This window comes from Streptomyces sp. NPDC020898 (genome assembly GCF_044333925.1).
GTDB lineage: Bacteria > Actinomycetota > Actinomycetes > Streptomycetales > Streptomycetaceae > Streptomyces.
The window spans coordinates 1-16,978 of sequence record NZ_JBIRRV010000033.1; the positions used below are offsets into that span (position 1 = coordinate 1).

19 protein-coding genes and 2 pseudogenes are annotated in these 16,978 nt (G+C 68.0%); 9 read left to right on the forward strand and 12 right to left on the reverse strand.

Translation table 11 applies throughout. From position 1 onward, the window contains the following. Positions 1 to 273 precede the first annotated feature (273 nt). The 3 genes from ACH4TV_RS46405 to ACH4TV_RS46415 all read left to right on the forward strand — a co-directional run bounded on the left by ACH4TV_RS46405 (position 274) and on the right by ACH4TV_RS46415 (position 1,737). Positions 274 to 840: a DUF6461 domain-containing protein gene (locus ACH4TV_RS46405; RefSeq protein ID WP_398407514.1), complete on the forward strand. Its 567-nt coding sequence runs from the start codon at positions 274 to 276 to the stop codon at positions 838 to 840. A gap of 393 nt (positions 841 to 1,233) precedes the next feature. Then, a complete protein-coding gene (locus ACH4TV_RS46410; RefSeq protein WP_398407515.1) occupies positions 1,234 to 1,539 on the forward strand; it encodes a hypothetical protein in 306 nt (101 codons plus the stop codon). 9 nt (positions 1,540 to 1,548) lie between these two features. After that, positions 1,549 to 1,737 (forward strand): hypothetical protein, encoded by a 189-nt coding sequence (locus ACH4TV_RS46415; RefSeq protein WP_398407516.1) that lies wholly within the window; start codon positions 1,549 to 1,551, stop codon positions 1,735 to 1,737. 217 nt (positions 1,738 to 1,954) lie between these two features. Here ACH4TV_RS46415 and ACH4TV_RS46420 read toward each other — a convergent pair whose 3' ends face one another. Together ACH4TV_RS46420 and ACH4TV_RS46425 are read right to left on the reverse strand one after the other, a co-directional pair. Then, positions 1,955 to 2,851, reverse strand: coding sequence for a hypothetical protein (locus ACH4TV_RS46420; RefSeq protein ID WP_398407517.1), 897 nt, complete (start codon positions 2,849 to 2,851; stop codon positions 1,955 to 1,957). 107 nt (positions 2,852 to 2,958) lie between these two features. Further along, complete coding sequence (locus ACH4TV_RS46425) at positions 2,959 to 3,396, reverse strand: hypothetical protein (RefSeq protein ID WP_398407518.1); 438 nt, start codon at positions 3,394 to 3,396, stop codon at positions 2,959 to 2,961. 157 nt (positions 3,397 to 3,553) lie between these two features. On the opposite strand from ACH4TV_RS46425, the gene ACH4TV_RS46430 reads away from it, so the two are divergent. Both ACH4TV_RS46430 and ACH4TV_RS46435 read left to right on the forward strand, forming a co-directional pair. Further along, the gene (locus tag ACH4TV_RS46430) at positions 3,554 to 4,384 is read left to right on the forward strand and encodes a helix-turn-helix domain-containing protein (RefSeq protein WP_398407519.1); all 831 of its coding nucleotides are present in this window, start codon (positions 3,554 to 3,556) and stop codon (positions 4,382 to 4,384) included. 263 nt (positions 4,385 to 4,647) lie between these two features. Next, on the forward strand, positions 4,648 to 5,166 hold the full coding sequence (locus ACH4TV_RS46435) for a hypothetical protein (RefSeq protein WP_398407520.1): 519 nt from the start codon (positions 4,648 to 4,650) through the stop codon (positions 5,164 to 5,166). A gap of 35 nt (positions 5,167 to 5,201) precedes the next feature. Here ACH4TV_RS46435 and ACH4TV_RS46440 read toward each other — a convergent pair. Next, a pseudogene (locus ACH4TV_RS46440) lies at positions 5,202 to 5,889 on the reverse strand (IS5 family transposase). Positions 5,890 to 6,848: 959 nt separating this feature from the next. Here ACH4TV_RS46440 and ACH4TV_RS46445 point away from each other — a divergent pair. Together ACH4TV_RS46445 and ACH4TV_RS46450 are read left to right on the forward strand one after the other, a co-directional pair. Next, the gene (locus ACH4TV_RS46445; protein ID WP_398407521.1) at positions 6,849 to 7,067 is read left to right on the forward strand and encodes a hypothetical protein; all 219 of its coding nucleotides are present in this window, start codon (positions 6,849 to 6,851) and stop codon (positions 7,065 to 7,067) included. 504 nt (positions 7,068 to 7,571) lie between these two features. Continuing rightward, a complete protein-coding gene (locus tag ACH4TV_RS46450; protein WP_398407522.1) occupies positions 7,572 to 8,459 on the forward strand; it encodes a pirin family protein in 888 nt (295 codons plus the stop codon). A 41-nt stretch (positions 8,460 to 8,500) separates the two neighbouring features. On the opposite strand, the gene ACH4TV_RS46455 is transcribed toward ACH4TV_RS46450, so the two are convergent. Beyond that, positions 8,501 to 8,848 carry a hypothetical protein gene (locus ACH4TV_RS46455; RefSeq protein WP_398407523.1) on the reverse strand — a complete coding sequence of 116 codons (348 nt, stop codon included), beginning with the start codon at positions 8,846 to 8,848 and terminating at the stop codon, positions 8,501 to 8,503. A gap of 679 nt (positions 8,849 to 9,527) precedes the next feature. Here ACH4TV_RS46455 and ACH4TV_RS46460 point away from each other — a divergent pair. Beyond that, on the forward strand, positions 9,528 to 9,659 hold the full coding sequence (locus tag ACH4TV_RS46460) for a hypothetical protein (RefSeq protein ID WP_398407524.1): 132 nt from the start codon (positions 9,528 to 9,530) through the stop codon (positions 9,657 to 9,659). 36 nt (positions 9,660 to 9,695) lie between these two features. Here ACH4TV_RS46460 and ACH4TV_RS46465 read toward each other — a convergent pair whose 3' ends face one another. The 4 genes and pseudogenes from ACH4TV_RS46465 to ACH4TV_RS46480 form a co-directional block, all read right to left on the reverse strand. After that, positions 9,696 to 10,136: a hypothetical protein gene (locus tag ACH4TV_RS46465; protein ID WP_398407525.1), complete on the reverse strand. Its 441-nt coding sequence runs from the start codon at positions 10,134 to 10,136 to the stop codon at positions 9,696 to 9,698. Positions 10,137 to 10,441: 305 nt separating this feature from the next. After that, positions 10,442 to 10,810 carry a transposase gene (locus ACH4TV_RS46470; protein WP_398407526.1) on the reverse strand — a complete coding sequence of 123 codons (369 nt, stop codon included), beginning with the start codon at positions 10,808 to 10,810 and terminating at the stop codon, positions 10,442 to 10,444. 1,025 nt (positions 10,811 to 11,835) lie between these two features. Beyond that, a pseudogene (locus ACH4TV_RS46475) lies at positions 11,836 to 11,949 on the reverse strand (transposase); the annotation flags it as partial. 634 nt (positions 11,950 to 12,583) lie between these two features. Next, positions 12,584 to 13,480 (reverse strand): helix-turn-helix domain-containing protein, encoded by an 897-nt coding sequence (locus ACH4TV_RS46480; RefSeq protein ID WP_398407527.1) that lies wholly within the window; start codon positions 13,478 to 13,480, stop codon positions 12,584 to 12,586. Between the two features lie 104 nt (positions 13,481 to 13,584). Between ACH4TV_RS46480 and ACH4TV_RS46485 the strand changes: the two genes are divergently transcribed. Beyond that, positions 13,585 to 14,343, forward strand: a complete 759-nt coding sequence (locus ACH4TV_RS46485; RefSeq protein WP_398407528.1) for a nuclear transport factor 2 family protein — start codon at positions 13,585 to 13,587, stop codon at positions 14,341 to 14,343. A gap of 64 nt (positions 14,344 to 14,407) precedes the next feature. On the opposite strand, the gene ACH4TV_RS46490 is transcribed toward ACH4TV_RS46485, so the two are convergent. From ACH4TV_RS46490 to ACH4TV_RS46505, 4 genes are all read right to left on the reverse strand, one after another. Continuing rightward, entirely contained in the window at positions 14,408 to 14,797 is a 390-nt protein-coding gene (locus tag ACH4TV_RS46490) for a hypothetical protein (RefSeq protein ID WP_398407529.1), read from the reverse strand. After that, on the reverse strand, positions 14,794 to 14,925 hold the full coding sequence (locus ACH4TV_RS46495) for a hypothetical protein (protein ID WP_398407530.1): 132 nt from the start codon (positions 14,923 to 14,925) through the stop codon (positions 14,794 to 14,796). Before ACH4TV_RS46495 ends, ACH4TV_RS46490 begins: the two co-directional genes overlap by 4 nt. A 285-nt stretch (positions 14,926 to 15,210) precedes the next feature. Then, positions 15,211 to 16,242 carry a hypothetical protein gene (locus ACH4TV_RS46500; RefSeq protein WP_398407531.1) on the reverse strand — a complete coding sequence of 344 codons (1,032 nt, stop codon included), beginning with the start codon at positions 16,240 to 16,242 and terminating at the stop codon, positions 15,211 to 15,213. Positions 16,243 to 16,364: 122 nt separating this feature from the next. Next, positions 16,365 to 16,820, reverse strand: a complete 456-nt coding sequence (locus ACH4TV_RS46505; protein ID WP_398407532.1) for a hypothetical protein — start codon at positions 16,818 to 16,820, stop codon at positions 16,365 to 16,367. Between the last annotated feature and the right edge of the window lie 158 nt (positions 16,821 to 16,978).

Consider the following 16,978-nt stretch of genomic DNA (forward strand, 5'->3'; position numbering starts at 1 on the left):
GGGCCCGTTCTTTAATGCCCGCCACCCGCACCGCACGAGCGTCCGAACCGCCCCCGGCTACCGCTCGAACGCAATCCGATTGGCCACAACGCTCTCAAGTGATCTGGTCCGTTTCGCTCGTGGTCTCAAACGGTCTGGTGTCCTGTACCTCCGCTGCCTGGGCAGTTGAGGTCTTCCCAGGCATCCGCAGCGATGTCTCGTCCAGGATCGACAGGTAGCGGGATTTCGTCATCCGTACACGGTGACTACGGAAACTCATGCGTTGCCAGAGGTATGAGCGAGGATCACGGCCATGACTGCTCACACCACCGACTACCTGTGGTTCGAGGAACGTTCCCAGACCTCGCAGAGGCTTACTGCATCACCCTCGTTCACGAAGTCTCACCAGCGGATCTGCTCCGCCGGCTCGGTGGCCGAGCCGAACCCGCGCACACCGGAATCCCGGCACTGGTCGAAGCTGCCTATGACTCATACGCCCCGTTCAGCGGCACGCGGACACTGTTCGGCATGACCACGATCGGCCCGTGGACCCTCATGTACGACAACAGCAACGCCAACAATGACGGCTCGTTCCTCTGTACCGAGAACACCGACCAGCGCCTTCAGTTCGACCTCCGTGACGCCGGTCACCGCTATGGATCCCACCCGGACGAGTTCCTGGATGTCATCCGCCGCCTCGGCTTCGAGTTCCCAGAAGAGCCCACCACGACGGACGACCTCGACACCGACCTCGCAGTCCCGGCCGCCTTCGCCCTCGCCGAGCACCTCACGCAGGTCCGCCTCACGCCGACCCATCTCCAGGACACCGCCTTCGTCTGCGGCAGCGCAGAGATCAATTGACCAGCCATTGAAAGCAGTGGAGGCGGACCAGATCAACTGAGACGACAACAGTGATCCCTGCACATGGCGGCCAAGTCAACCGGGATTCTCGACGTTTCAACGTCTCAGTTCCTCTGGTCGTCGCAGGTCACCGACATGGCCATGGACCGGATCATTTGCGACAGGACAGCCGCGGCCGCTGTGGGGACCAGGAGAGAGAGCTCCGTGCGCTGGGACTGAAACGAGCTGCCGGTGTCCTCGGGTTGACCCCCGGTTTGGCGAAGAAGCCGAGGGGAAGCATGCGAAAAGGCATCAGCTCTCCACAGCCGTTCTCGGGAAACCGGCTCGCTTGGATTCCGCTGGGCATCGTTGCCAAAGCACCCGCCGGGACGGCGAACACTAGACCGTGGTGGAGTGACCCATCGCCCCCGACTGCTGCGGACCGCACCCCTACAGGGGGAGACGACCTCGCCGCTGATCTGCCGCATCGCGAGCCGCTACGGGATGGAAGCGAAGGTGTTGCAGTCGTGCTGGCGCTGGCGCAACTATCCGCCCGGGCACGACGGCGGGGGCGCGCGGGCCGACGCCGAGGTACTGCTGAACGCAGCCGGACGGCAGCTCCTGGCAGGTCTGTGCGGCGTCACCGAAGACGTCCTTGCGCGGGGCACGGGGCGGATGCAGCGCATGAACGAGCTGATGCGCAACCACACCAAGGCCTAACTGCTGCGCATGGCCTACCCGGGCGGCCTGGTGCCGTACAACCCTGAGAAATGGCGCAAGGACGAAATCGCCTCCACCGTCGTCGACACCGAGCTCCGCACCGCCGACCAGCCCTCCCCGGCCCGGCCCGGCCCGGCCCGCCGCAGTCACCGCACGTCCCGTCCCGGTGAGGCCGCTGCCGCAGCAGGACCACCATGACGAGTGCGACAAGTCGGTGCACGACGGCGGCACCTGCACCTGCGACCTCATCGAACAGCACGGACCGCCACCGTCCGGCCGTGGTACGCGTGCACCTTCGCCGTCGGTGTCCCGCACATCGGGCAGGACACCGGATCGTCCCGGGTCCGCGCCGTGACCAGCACCGCATCAACACCATCCGCCACGTCCTCGACGGCCACCGCCTGCTGCGGTTGTTTCAGGAGGCGTCGGTCTTCAGTATCTCTCTCGCCACTCCGTCCTCGTAGAGCCGGAGGGCTTTCCACTCGGCCACGGACTTCCGGTTCGCGTCCACCCACTGCTGCTGCATCGCGGCGAGCCGGCCGTAAGCGGCCTTCAGATAGCCGGTGCTCTCCTTGCACTTCACGTCGGTGCGGATCGCGGGACTGGTCGCGGGGTCGGTGCCGCGCGGCAGGTCTCCGATGAGCTCGCGGGGGTCGTCGGCGGTGACTCCGGCACGCTTCATGCAGGCCCGCCAACGTGTGGTGAGGGTGCGGAAGGCCGGGTCCTTCTCCAGCGCCTGCAACGCGTCCCGTTCGCCTTGGTCGAGTTGCATCCGAAGGGTGAGGTCCTGCTTTCGCCCGGCCTCGCCCTGCAGCCGGGTCTGGGCCTCGGCGAGGCACCCCGTCGCGGGCCGGGTGACCTGTAGCACCTTGTTCCGGGCGGAGATCCTGAGGTCGGGGTCGCCGTAGAGCGCACGGTCGAAGCCCTTGCCGCCGCGCTGCTCGGACGGCTGCGGCTCGGGCGCCCCGGTGGCGCCGCCCGACGGGTCGAGGGTCTCGACGCCGAAGAGCGCCGGGCTCGTACCGGAGTCGACGGCGGCGAAAGCCGGGGTGTAGCGGAACCCCTGGGCGGCCATGCAGGTGACCACCAGTCGCTGTTCCGCTCGGTGCGCGCGCCGGGCGCTGTCGGTCGGCGCGCGGAGCAGGCCGTAAAGGGGGAGCCGGGCCCACGGCGCCGTCTCGGGCCGGGCAGACGGCTCCGGCGAAGCCGAAGTGCGTCCGCTCAGCGCCCAGGCGGCGGTTGCCACGAGCGCGAGCGGTAGGAGCACCAGCAGGACGATGCCCATGTTCCGGCGAGGTCTGATCGGTGACATGGCAGGCCCTTCCTCCGTAATCCATGACCGTGGCTGGTGTGCGCAGGGGCAGCGAACCGGGAGGCGGAGCTGTGACCGCCGCCTCCCAGCCCCTGGCGCGTGATCGCTCAGTAACAGGAGATCGAGGTCGTGCCGCGCAGTTGGAGGGCACTCGCCCGGTTCTGCTGGCCACTCGGCAGGTAGTTGACGGAGGAGCCGGGGTTCACACAGAACAGGAAGGTCGAGTAGCTGGTGCCGGCGTTGTAGTGGTAGTGGCTCTCGTACCCGCCGGTGCTGGAGTTGCTCGCGGAGACCGTTTGGTCGTTGACGTTCAGTCCGCCGCCGGACCGGCCGGTGAGCTGGTTGAACGTGTCGTTGGTGAAGTTGCTGTCGCTGTCGAAGTACGAGTGCCGGGCCGAGTCGTTGATGCCCAAGTAGAAGACGCAGTGGTAGCCGGAGGCACAGTTCGGTCCCGCCGAGGCCGGGGTCGCCCCCAGCAGGAGTGCCGCCGACGCCGCCATCGCGGTCAGACCGGACACGGCAGCCAGCTTCTTGCGTATGCGCATCTGTTTCCCCTTTGTTGTCTGGGACGGTGCGGCATCACCCTCGCTGGCGGGGTCAGGGCGCGTCATGAGCCGGAAGCGCACAGTGGTTGGCCGAGAGCGCACTGGTCATTTCTCGGTGGTTCGCAGGAAGATGTACCGCCTGGGGGGAATGAGTGCGATGCTGCCTGTATTCGCGTGCATACCGCTGGGTGTCGCGGAGCTGCTGGAACTGACATGTGAACTGTGCCGGTCGGAGCGAGCACCACAGCTCGTCCGGCAGAGCAATCCGGAGTTGTACCAGCTGGTCTGTCCCCTCTCCGGACGGCGACGCGCCGAGCGGGCGCACGCCCGGGCGGGTGCCGGGGAGCCCCGGGAGATGGTCCTGTTCGACAGTTCCCTGCCTCCGCCAGCCGTGCCGGGCGCCCTCGTGCTGCGGTTCCCGAAGCGGTCGCTGCGTCTTGCTCCGCAGCGGGTGACGCAGCTGCTGGCCGTCCCGTTCCCGGCCCGGACCGGGTGCGGCCGACTACTCTCCCAGCTTCTCACCGGCATCGCGGACGAGTACGCCCACTGCTCGCCGCCGGAGCTGATACAGCTGGGACAGACGGCCCTCGACCTCACCACGGTGATCCTGGGCCGCCGCGCCTACCAGGACCCGGAACTGCCGTCCGAATCCCGGCGGCGCATCCTGTACCTGCGCATCGCGACCTTCGTCGACCGATACCTCGGCGACCCGGCCCTCTCGCCCGCCGCCATCGCCGCGGCACACGGCATCTCCTTGCGATACGTGCAGCGCATCTTCCAGGAGCACGGCACCACGGCAGCCGCGTTCATCCGCGAACAGCGCCTTGCCCGCTGCCGCCGCGACTTCGCCGACCCGGCGCTCCGGGACGTCCCGGTCCACGCGATCGGTGCCCGCTGGGGCTTTCCCCGGGCGTCCGATTTCAACCGGGCGTTCAAGACGACGGTGGGTATGTCGCCGGGACGGTTCCGGGAGTCGGCGGGCCGCTGAGGAAGGCGGACCAGGTGGCGGGGACAGGGTGAGACGCGGCTCGGCGGGGTCCGTGGAGTCGCGGATGCGGATGGTGTGGGGCAGGCGGCGACCTCGACGCATTCGCCGCTGCTGCAGCTGGACTTCCGCCAGGCGTAGGCTGCTTCAAGTCGCCCGGCCGGACCGGCGACTTGCGCCCCGGCAGATGCACGAAGATCAGCCCCACCACACTAGGGCCTGTCCGGTGAGTCGGCAGGGTCTTGCCTGCCTTCTAGGCTGGCGCCATGGACAACGCGCTCGCTCCCGAGGAAAGCGCCTTCATCAACTTTCGACGCTACGTCCCGGATCCGAAGGAGCACGGGTTTCGGTGGGTTGACATCAAGCAGCTCCGCTTCTCTGCGGAGTCAGTGGCCGATAGAGGGCTGCTTGCCGCACTGATTGGGCATGAGCAGTTCCGGGACGACTATGCAGGTGGTGGAGTGCTGCCGGACGGGCCCCGGCACGGTCCGTATTGGCTGCGGTTGATCACTCCCGACCTGTACGAGTCCATCAGCCAGGAGAAGGCCGTGCAGATCCTGCGGGAGTGGGTGGATCCGCTCTGGGACGTGCCCACCGAGCTGGAGGCAGATCTGCAGCGGGAGGCGTTCGCCCGCCTGGCCGCAGCCGATGGCATCTACCACCTCAGCGAGCTCGGTGATGAGGCGATTCATGACTGGGGACGCGTGCACGACTACTTCCACGAGTTCGTCCTCATCGACCGCTCAGCTGGGCGGATCACGCTCATCGTCGCCGCCGACGACTGAGGCAACCACCGGGGCATCCGCTGCGGTGGCTGACATCAGTAGCGGAGCCACAACCGAATCGCCGCCAGAGTGACCGTGCCGTGGAAGACATAGGCCCTCTTGTCGTAGCGAGTCGCCACGGCTCTGGAAGCCTTGAGCACGTTGAAGCAACGCTCGACTGCGTTCCTCCTTTTGTAGGTAGTGCTGTCGAGGCCGGTCGGCCGCCCGCCGTGGCTACCGCGCCGTTGGCGGTTGACCCTCTGATTCTTCGGCTCGGGGATGGTGTGCTTGATCTGGCGTCGACGCAGGTAGCGTTCGTCGTGAGACCACCCCGTGACCGGCCGAGCGCCTCGTCAAGGCGATGCTCGGCCGGACGGCGCCGGCGCCCCAGTACCCGGGGCGGTGATGAGCCCCGGCAGCATGCTGATGGGCGCGGCAGACCATCGAATCCACGCTCACCACACTCCAGTCGATCCGCCCCTCGAGGTCGGCGTCGGCCTGGACCGTCCGCAGGACACGCTCCCACGTGCCGTCCGCGGACCACCTGCGATGGCGGTCATACACCGTCTTCCACTTCCCGAAGCGGGTCGGAAGATCTCGCCACGGCAGGCCGGTGCGCTGCCGGAACAGAATCCCGTTGATCACGCGCCGATGACCCTGCCAACGTCCGCCCCGCCCAACGTTCTTGGGCAGACTTCGTTCGAGTCGAGACCACTCGTCATCAGAAAGATCACCCCGCCCCACACTGGACAGAACGACCGGTCGACAGGTGGGTTACCTGACCCATCGGACAGGCCCTAGCCCTCGGCTGACGAAGCGCCAGTCTCCTGGCTGCCCTGGGTGGAGGAGGTGTCGCTTTCCTGTCCGTCTGTGATCTCGATGTGGCGCGGCTTGGCGGCTTCGCCCTTGGGCGCCTTGACGCTCAGCACCCCCTTCGCTCAGCGTCGCTTCGACGCCTTCGGCGTTGATCTCACTGGGCAGGACGGCGCGGTACTCGAAGCGGCCGGTGCGCCGGGTGCCGCGGCGCAGGATGCCGGTGCGCTCGCTTCCGTGAGGTCGAGGACGTTGGTGGCCTCGGGCGGGCTTCCTCGCTGACGATCTTCTTGGCCTTGGCGTCGACCAGCTCTTTGACCCGCTCTTCGTAGGTGTCGTGTCCTTCGGGTTCCAGTCGATGGAGAGGGAAGTGGAGCAGCCTCAGGCGGTGCCGAAGTGGGGCTGTTCGAGACTGCCCCGGCCGCGGCGCGGGAGAAGGCGCCCTGGGCCGCGTAGTCGCTGGCCGCGCCCCGCGTGAGCCCGACGACCGCGTGCTTGGACGTGACGTACGCGGATACGGACGCCCTGGGACGCGTATTCGAGTGCGGCCGCTTTTGTCATTCCCTGCTGGCGGGGATCTCGGCGCGCATCGAGTTGAAGACGCCGAGGACGTTGACGGCGATCACCCGGTCGAACGCAGACAGGGGGTACCGGGTCTTCGGAACGGCGCTGCAGCAGGCGCCGTCGCGATCGGAGTGATCGACTCCCCCTGCGGGTGTCGTTTTCCTCGTCGTAGTCGTGGGAGTCGGAGAACCTGGGGGCGCGGGAGGGTCAGTACTCGCGCGCCCCTTAGGCCGCACCCGCCACAGACTCTCCAACGAAGGCTCCCTTCCTCGTGAGTGCCGCCGCCTTTCTGTGCGGGCGGCCGCCCGTCAGGTGGTGATTCTCCGGTGGCGATCGGATTGGCCAGGGTGTCCAGCTGCCTGTCGCTGTTGATGCGCTCGGCGAACGTGATTGATGAGATGGAAACGGATCCAGAAGTTCGTAAGACCGAGCTGGCGGATGTAGGCGTAGCCGGCGGGTCGGCGGCCGGGGGCGAGCCGGTCAGCGAGCCATCGCTGACCATCTCGATGGACGTCGTCCGGCCCGAGGAGTCCACCACGGGGTAGACCGACCCTGCGGAACGGCGTTCGGGTGTAGGCGACGCGCTGGACCTGCCGCCGCCGACCGGAATCCTCGCCCGTCCGGCCCTGTTCAGAAGCATGCGCCGCTCCCTCCCCGGCGTTGGCACTCCGCTGCACGGGGGCGAGCCCTGACATCACCCGGGCGGCGATGGCCTCGGCGACCCGCTCGAAGGCGTCGCCAGGGTCTGACCCGCAGTCCGTCACCGGTGTCGGTACCCACGACCGGGCCGCTTCGCTGCTGGATGACATGGCATGGGCCAGGGTGTGTTTGTCGCCGCCGCCCTCGCCGATGACCACATCGTGATGTGTAGGCGCGGGCCCCGAGCTGGGCGGGCGACCGGCGGGCGACGGTGTCGTCTGCAGACGTACGTCGCCGAAGTCGGCATCGAGCCGCGCGCGCCCGCGCCCGCGCCAATGAATGTTGACGCATCATCTACGAGATGCTTGACTTGATCAGTACGTCAATGCCACAGGGTCGTGCGGAGGCACATGATGCAGGCACAGCAGCAGACCACACGCCGAACCGTCGCCCGGATCGATGACAGGATCCATCTCGGCCCGGACGCTCAGGTCGACGACAAGAGCCTCATGTTCTCTCCGCAGGACCCGGCACTGACCGACCCGTTCCTCGTGCTGGTCGAGGACCAGTTCTCGGAGCCCGGCTTCGAGTGGCACCCGCACCGGGGCCTGGAGACGGTGACGCTGGTACGGGACGGGGTACTGGAGCATGGCGACAGCCTCGGAAACAGCGGCACCCTGACCGCTGGAGACGTTCAGTGGATGACCGCCGGTCACGGGATCATCCATCGCGAGCTCGCCTTCCGCAATGAACGCGCCCACATACTGCAGTTGTGGGTCAACCTGCCGGCCGACAAGAAGATGGTCGACAGCCGCTACCAGGACCTGCTCGCCACCGGCCGGCCGACCATCGCCCACGACGGCGCCCACATCGACCTCATCTCCGGCGCCACCGGCGACCTGGCCGGCCCGGCGCTCACCCACTGGCCGATATCCGGATCGGTGATCACCATGCAGCCCGGCCGGAGCCTCGATCACGTCCTGCCCGGCCAGGACCGAGCGTTCTTCACCGTGCTCGCCGGCGCGGTGAGCATCGCCGGCCGCACCGTGACCGAGGGGCAGACAGCATGGTCCGATCCCCTGCCGGACGCGGACCTGTCCGTCATCGGCTTGCGGACCGGTGACGGTGACGCCACCAGCGAGGTCCTGACCTTCAGCGGGCCACCCATCCGACAGCCCGTCGCGATGGGCGGGCCCATGGTCATGAACACCCGGGCCGAGATAGACCAGGCGTTCCGCGACTTCCACACTGGCAGGTTCGGCACCGTCCCGCGCCAGGCCCGACTGCAGCACCGATGACGCAGGATCCCGGCGCCCGTCGATCGGCGCGGGAGGTCCCATCAGCGGGCGTTCAGAGGGCCGCCGCGGCGCTGTGCAGGTCTTGGCGGCCAGGGCGAGAGCCCCTCTGTCTGCGAGCAGGCGGCGTCCTCGTGCTTGACGGCCATGCCGGGGTCGATCTCGGCGAGGGTGCGCAGGAACTCGGTCCAGAAGGGGACGTCGTTGCCTAGGCCGACCGCAACGAACTTCCAAGCCGGGTTCTCCGGCCAGGCGTTGCACCACAAGCCGTACGTTTGCCCCTGCCCGGAGCGTCGGTCGGCACGCGGGTGAACGACGGGCCCGCGGATGTCGACGCCCGGGCAGAGCGTCGCGTCCTTGGCGGCGGCGTGGAAGACCGCGGGCCGAGCCACTCGGTGGAGGCGATGACGTCCATGCCCCGCCACAGGACGTGGGAGGGGTCCATTGCCGACGTTCGTCGCGCCCGTCGCGTCGACGAGCCGCATCAGGGTGACCGGTGAGAACACCAGGCTGTGCGGATGCATCTCCATGGCCACCCTGACGTCGTTCTCCCGGGCCAGCGCGTCAATCCCTTTTCGAGGATGGTGTGGAGGTCGCCGGGGTTGCTCGGCGCAGGCCAGCACCCGGCCGTCTATCGCGCGGCCCACGAGGCAATCGCGACACCGTGTGACGGCAGGCGCACTCTGTGGACATGAGCGGAAACAGACCCGTAGGTCCGCCTCCGGGACCGACATCGGATCACACGCCGTCCCCTGCCGTCGGTGCCTCATCCCTCCGCGGATGGTTCACTCACACCACGGTTGCTCTCGGCGGACTGCTGATGGGAGTCCTGATCGGCATCGTCGGATCTGGAGGGGGCAAGGACTCTCCTTCCGCAACGGTGACCGTGACCGCCACCGAGACGGGCGCAGACGTACAGGCGGGTGCCGCTTCCCCCGGCGCCAGTGCCGCCGCAGCAGGAGGCCGTGCCCAAGGGAGGGATTCCCGGCGATGGAACCTTCCTGGTGGGCAAACATTTCCAGGCCGGCACCTACCGCAGCGAGGACCACGTACGGCTGCTACTGGGCGCGCTTGAGCGACACGACCGGCGAGGGCAGCGCCATCATCGCCAACGGCAACGCCCAGGGACCGGCCATCGTCAAGGTCGCAGGTGACAAGGCGTTCCAGACCACCGGCTGCAAGCCCTGGAAGAAGATCGGCTAGCCATCAGCCAGCGGAGCTCCGGTCCCGCCGCCGCGGTCAGCGGCGGCCGGTGGCCAGGATGACGAGGAACTGACCTCCGCCCGCCTCGATGTCGGCGGTCACCGGCAGCCCCGGTATCAGCCGGGAGAACCGGTCCACCAGCCAATCCGCCGCCTCTTGGGCGTCCCGCCTGGTCGGACAACGGCCCACCATCTCGCGGCCCCCCTTGCGCTCCAGCCTCCCGGCAACGGTGATCAGCGGCGCGGGTTCGACCACGTACAGGCGGTCCGGCCAGGCGATGACCACCTTGACCGCGCCCTTACGGGTGTTGCACCCACGGTGCGCGAGCCGCTCGGCGACCTTGGCCTTGCGGTCGGCGGTCCGGCTGTCGACGCTGGGCCCCCGCGGGTCGTTCACCGACTCGTCGGGGTCGACCGGTTCGTCACACACCCAGCAGCGCCAGCCGTCACGCTCGGCCACATCATCAAGGAGACTCACCCGAGTAAACTAGCCTGCCCGGCCACCACCCCCCACACCAGGTACTCAAGGAACGGGACAGCCTGTCAGGGACAGGATCAAAGCGGCCCGGGGCCACGGTCACCTCTCCCCCGCTGGCCCTGGCCACCGCGCGGCCGGCCCCGGCCCCCTCCTCAGTACCTTTCGAGGACAACCCGCGTCCGTCGACCTGGGCTCGGTGAGTCCTACGGGCTGCTGGCGCTGCGGAATTCCCCTACGGCACGCCGTAGTTCCTGCGCTCGAAACGGTTCAGCTTGACTCTGTCGGGGATCTTGGAGTCGCCGGGGTCAGCTGCCCAGGCTTCGCCAGGACTTCGGCCGGGGTATCTCACGCTGGTCTAAATAGTCCTGGAAGGCAGTCGGCCGACGGGGCGTGGGGTTTTCCTCGGTGGGTGGCAGTCCGCTGAGGCGCTCGATGTTCACGGCGATGGCCGTCAGGACGTGCTGGATGTGGGCCTTTCCCTGTCCTCGGTAGCGGCAGCGTCGCATGCCGTGTCCGTGAGCGAACTCGTTGACCGTGCTCTCCACTCCGGAGCGGACCGCGTAGCGGGCCTTCCACTCGGGCGTCTGTTGTTCAGTGCGGACGCGAAGTTGCAGGTACGGAGCTCTCGCGGGGGAAAACCCACGGTGCGGGCGTTGTCGGCGGTGCTGGTGCATTGGGTGCGGGTCGGGCAGGGGCGGCACTGGCTCTTGATGAACCGTGCCACGATCAGAGGTGCCGCGGTGGGCGAGGAGGTCGGGTAGGGGCCGTGCCAGCCCGCGCTGACCTGTCCCTGGGGGCAGGTGACCTGCTGCTTGTCGTAGTCGATGTGGAAGTCGTCCCGGGCGAAGCCCTCGTTCCGGCGGTGCTGGCGGGTGGGGTTGCTCTTCAGCGGCCCGGAGACGGTGACCTGGTGTTCGCGGGCGGCTTGTTCCAGGTGGGGCAGGGAGGTGTAGCCGGCGTCGACCAGATGCTCGGCGGGCAGCAGCCCGCGGCGGGACAGGCGGGTGTGGATGCCGGGCAGGACCTGGCTGTCGTGGGTGGTGGCCGCCGTGGTGGCCACGTCCGTGATCACGTTGGGGCCGTCGGGGGCACAGGTCTCGGTCAGATGCGCGGAGAACCCCTTCCAGCTGATGATGTGTCCGTGTCGCGCGTAGCGGGCCGAAGTGTCGTAGGGGGAGACGATGGTCCGGGACGATGGCGGCAGTCCGGGCCCACCTTCCGTTTCGGCGGTGCGCCAGCTCAGGTGCCCTGCGGCGTCACGGTGGTAGTTCTGCACCATGATCTGGCGCAGTGCCTGGACACGAGGACCGGACGGGTGGTCCGCTCCGTGTTGGTGGAGGTGTTCCAGGAGCCGTACTGCGTCGTTTCCGGTGGCGAGGATTCTGGTCTTGGGTTTGGTGGGGTTCTTGCCCAGGCGGACCTGCCGGCCATAGCGGAGCCCCCAGTCCTCGTCGACCAGTTCGTCGAGCAGGCGAGGGGACCTGCCGGCGACTTCTTCGAGTGCGGCGCGGACGGCCTCGGTGACCAGCTCCAAGCGGGTCAGGTCGCGCACCGCGGCCAGGACGTGGGTGGAATGGGTGCGCTGGGTGGTGCGCTCGCGGACGAGACCGGCCTCCTTCAGGCGCGCGAGCGCGAGGTCGAGGAGCCGGTCGGCTCGGACGCCCTCGGCGAGACGGTCTCGGAAATCGGCCAGCACGCTGTGATGGAACCCGGGATCGTCCAGCTCCATGGCCATCGCGTACTTGAAGTCGATGCGGCAGCGGACCGCCTCAGCGGCCTGCCGGTCCGACAGACCGAGCAGGAACTGCAGCACACAGACGGTAGCCAGTTACGCAGGCGCGAGACCTGGACGCCCGTCCCGCGGGTACCAGTCGGCGAAGTCCTCGTCATGCCACAGCCCGTCCAGCCGGTCACGCACCCATATCGCCGTCGTGCCGCCCGGGTTGCTCGCCCGCGCGACCTGCGCAGTCAGAGACGGGACCTGCTCACCGGAACGGGGGCGAAGGAACAACGGGCACCTCGACAGCTTCGTCGGCCTGAACTACCCGAGCATGCCCGTTGACCATGCTGTCGCACCGGGAAACTCCAAGATCCCCGACAGAGCCAAGGTCAGAAGCTGTGTCGGAGCCGGTGATCTGTGACGTTCCGTAATGAGTGAGTGTGGGCAGCAGACCGATGCGCTCCATGCGGGCGACGGTCTGGCTGACGATGGGGCCGCTCTTCACCGTTACCAGCACCACCGTCACCGACGGCGCCGACTGGTCGCACCCGTCGCCGGCCTGGCCCCGGTTCCCAAGGACTCGGGACGGATCAGCAGTTTGTGGTCCATCGGGTCGCCCGGCACTGGGCCATGGCCCTGTGCCGTACGTCGGCTTCGAACCCGACGTACGGTTCGAGACCACCGACCTCCTGCTCCACCAGCGCCTCGCCGAGTGCCGTCCGCAGCGTCAGGCCCCACCTCGCGGAGGTAAAACCTGTCGGGCCGCGTTCCTGAACTGGATCGGGCTCTGTCCGGTTCGGGACTGGAAGTACTTGCTGAAGTTGGTGGCACTGCTGAAGCCGAGGTGTGCGGCAATGCGGACGGCGGTCTCGTCGCTGTGGGCCAGGCGGCGCTTGGCTTCCAGCGTGACTCGTTCGTCGATGAACTCCTTGGCGTTGGTACCGACCGCTGATGCGGTTGCCCTCCTCAGCGTGCGCGGGGAGTACCCCAGGGCTCTCGCGTAGTCAGCGACCTGATGCGTCTTGGTGAAGTCACGCTCGACCGCCTCGCGGAATCGACGGAAGGTCTCGCTGTCTTCCGTAGTGCCGGCAAGCCCACCCGGCCGGTCGGCCAGCCGGAGCACCAGCACGGACAGCAGGTGCCGCAGGATGGCGATGTGCACGTCGAGCGGACTCGCGCCGACGGCACCGAACTCGTGACAGAGGTGCTCGATCGCCAGATCGACGGCATGGTCGTCGACGGCGTCGTACAGCACCGGGCCACCCAGCGTCTCCAAGCGCGCCGCGACCACCGTGGTCGGATCGAGGAAGTCGCTCTCGAAGAGCACGAGATGCCCCTCGACCTCGCTCAGGTCCCCCCACCTGTGGACCTGCCCCGGACGGACCCACAACCAGCTCCCGGGGGCCGCGTCGTACGTGGTGAAGTCGACCTCCTGCTTCAGCGTCCCGCTGACCGTGGCGATGAGGTGGTGGAAATCGGGGCGCTGCGGCGTCGTGAACCCGCCGCCCCCACGCCGCCGGAACTCGGCCAGTGACATCACCTCGACGCCGGCCGGAGTGCCGACGCGCGCGTTGAAGTCCACCCTCGGGATGGCATCGCGGGTGCGCTGTCCGATATTCACCATCACGAGACCAGAACCTACCGCAGCACCGACCGGCTGCGGGACCACTGTTGATGTCAGAAACCACAAGCCGCCCACCAGGCCACAAGCACGAGGGAATGACGAACATGAGCGACAACAAGACCATCGTCCTCACCGCAGTCAAGGAGCTCTTCGGCGACAAGGACGTCACCGCCGTCGACCGGTGGGTGGCCGCCGACTACCGCCAGCACAGCTCGGCCGCACCCGACGGCCCCGAAGGCCTGCGTGGGCTGATCGGGTCACTCACCGACGACGTCCGTCACGAGGTTGCCCGGGTCATCGCCGAGGGCGACCTGGTCGCGGTCCACGGCGTCTACTACGGCTTCGGTCCCGGCCCGCTGGTCGCCCTCGACCTGTTCCGCGTCGCCGACGGCAAGCTCGCCGAGCACTGGGACGCACTCACCCCCCAGATCGCCAGGACCGTCTCGGGCCGCTCGCAGGTCGACGGCCCGGCAGAGGTCAGCGACCTCGGCAAGACTGAGGCCAACCGTGCCCTGGTCCTCGAATTCGTCGAGAAGATCCTCAAGGGTGGTGACTTCTCCGTGCTGACCGACTTCATCTCCACCGAGCAGTACGACCAGCACCACCCGGAGATCGCTGACGGGCTTGACGGGCTCGGCGCCGCCTTTGCGGCGTGGGCCGAGCAGGGCAAGAGCATCGCCTACGGAACGACTCACCAGGTGATCGCCGAGGGCGACTTCGTATTGGTGGTCTCCGAGGGCGAGTTCGATGTTCCGGTTGCGTACTGGGACCTGTTCCGTGTCGCCGATGGCAAGATCGTCGAGCACTGGGACATCGTCGTCCCCATCCCGGACACCCTGCCGCACGACAACGGCCTGTTCTGATCGCCGGACCAAAAAGGCGATGACGCAACGGGCACACCCCGATTCGCCGGAAAGACGATCGGGCTCAGCGCCGACAAAGGCGTAGCTTCACAACAGCTGATATGTAGCGGCTTCCTACCCCAAGGAGATCGAGGACGTGCCGGCCGGTGACTCGTCGGTCCTCGAAACCGCTGCAATTCATCCTGTTTTGCAGGTCCCGCCGGTTGTGGACGCGGTCCATGTACGCGGCAGCGGCCCCGATGATGTCGGCCCACCGCTGGTGTCCGAGGACGATGAACCTGTCCGGGTGCGGGCCGTCGTCGTTCGGAGCCGCGATGCCGGTGACGTAGAGGCCGTGGTGGACAACGAACCCGTTGTCGGCTGCGTCCTCGCCCGGGGTCCAGAGGCATTCGGCGGGGTGCGCCGTGTCGTCGTCACCCTCGCTGGTCTCGATCTCGTACAGGGCAGTGGTCATACGGCAATCGCTCCTTCGACCGCGGCGGCCAGGAGCGCGACGGTGTCGGCCTCGTACGGGTCGGCGAACAATGTGTGGTCGCTGACGTCGAACGGCGCCGGGCGCGCGGTGACCCTGAACCCGGGCACGACGGTGGTCTCCTGTCCGTGCAGTGCGGCGGTGAGCCGGTCGGCGTCGTGGGAGGCGTGGCGGGCCTGGGTGTACGGACCGAGACGCAGCAGGGTGTAGTCCCTGCCGTCGGGCTTCCGCGCTTCGACGTAGATGGCGTAGTGCGCCGGGGCCCATGCCGACGTCGTCGGGGAGAATCAGGCCCGCTGCGGCGTGGCGCGCTCTTTGGCATTCGTCACACAATCCCAACGGCCGCCAGGGGCGCCGCGGTTACGCTAGCCGCGCTGCCCCAGAGGCACGACAAGCTACTGGATGCTCCAGCGGAGCGGATGCCCGGGCTCCTTGGGACAGGCGAATACGTTGAGCTCACCCCAGCGGCCCACAGTGATCTCCGTGGGCGTGGCGCAGCGGTGAGTGGGCTGGTTCTGGTCCTCCAGCGGTTTCCAGCTGCCGCTGCCGCCGTCCCATTCCGAGCTGTCGATGGTCAGCAGCAGGTGCATCGGTGTCGTGCAGGTCAGACAATCCATGGAATACGGGTCGGTCGAGTGCCAGGAAGCAAAGCCGCCCACGTGCCAGCCGGGCGGGATGGACAGGTCGTACTGGTAGCCGAGCAGCTCTGTCGTGCTTTCGTCCGCCGACTGTTCGGCTTCCTCGTCAAGGGCTTCCTCCCAGGCGTCGATCCGGGCGCACAGTTCTTCCGGCAGAAGGCCGGCAAACGGGTAGGTGATCACCTGCTCCGGGTGCAGCACACAGGGCTCGGGCACGAAGCCGTCGGACCCGACGACCAGCGGCTGCGGCGGCGCGGTCAGCACCTCGCCGACCTCCCACGACCGCCGCCAGCGCAGGTGCAGCTCCAGGTCATACCGGCCCGGGCCGTGCGCGTTGAAGGGACACCAGAACACTTGAAGTAGATCGCAGTCGCCCGGTCCAGCCGGCAGGTCAGGCACATCCCGCCGGTACAGCTGCGCGAGGCCGATCATCGGCAGCGGGTCGATCTCGGATGCCCCGGGGATCCGGTGCTCCTGATGCAGCTCGCCCAGGAGCTCCCGTTCCTCGTCCGTCGGGCCGGGAGCCTGCTCGCGGGCCCACGCGGAAGCCAGAACCTGCCGATAGCGGCGGATGTCGGCCGGGCGTCGACCACGCCCACGGCCGTGGGCCTCGCCGCACACCGGCCACGGCTCGTCCGCCGGCCACAGCATAGGACCGCCCACGGAACTGGCCGAATGGTCTGGTCTGCCCGGCCGCGGATGGAGCCGAGTTGTCGTCCCCCGAAAGGCCGCCAGTTCCGGGAAGAGCGCCTCGACATCGAGAGGGCGCGGGGGCGTGGTTCTCGTCATGGACGCGACCTTAGACGCCTGGCATCCCCGGTCACCGAACACCCGCGGCAGCTACGCCCCGCACTGGCGCTGTCAGAATCCGCTCTCGTGGAGCAGAGCCACCCAGGCGGCTGCGTCACTGCTCATAGGCGGGTGGTGAACCGGCCGTCGGGCAGTGTCCGCAGCCAGCCGCGGTCAGTCAGTCTGACCGGCTTCCCCCGCAGCGGTTCCAGCTTGGACCGCACACCCACGTCCCCTCCCAGCATCTCGCCGACCTGCTGAGTCATGACCGGTCCGGCGGCCTGTCGCGCGGCAGCGGGGATGCGCTGGTAGTCCGGCGGAAGCATGGTCTCCTCCACGCCCGGCTCGCGGTGCGGGATCAGCATCACCGCTCGGCCGCCCACCTGCCCAGGAACTGGCGCGGTCGAGGCGCGGTCGTCGGCGAGCTGCTCGCTCACCCGCTCAAGGACACCTTCGGCGACGGCGAGTTCGTCCCGCTCGGCCCGCACCTCCATCAGCTGCTTGACCAGCTGTTCTTCGAGTTCGTCCAAGTCCGCACGGCGCGCGGTGATCCGTTCCAGCAGCTCGGGGTCCAGCATGCACAGGATCGTAGAAGGCCGTCCGGCCACAGCGGGCAAGAACCGGCGAACCGACCGCCCCGTCAGACGATCTTCTCCGCAGACTGCCGCCCACGACCAGCGTGAGCACCCCGAAGACCAGCACACCAGCCCTTTGACCAGCGACTTCAAGTTGACGG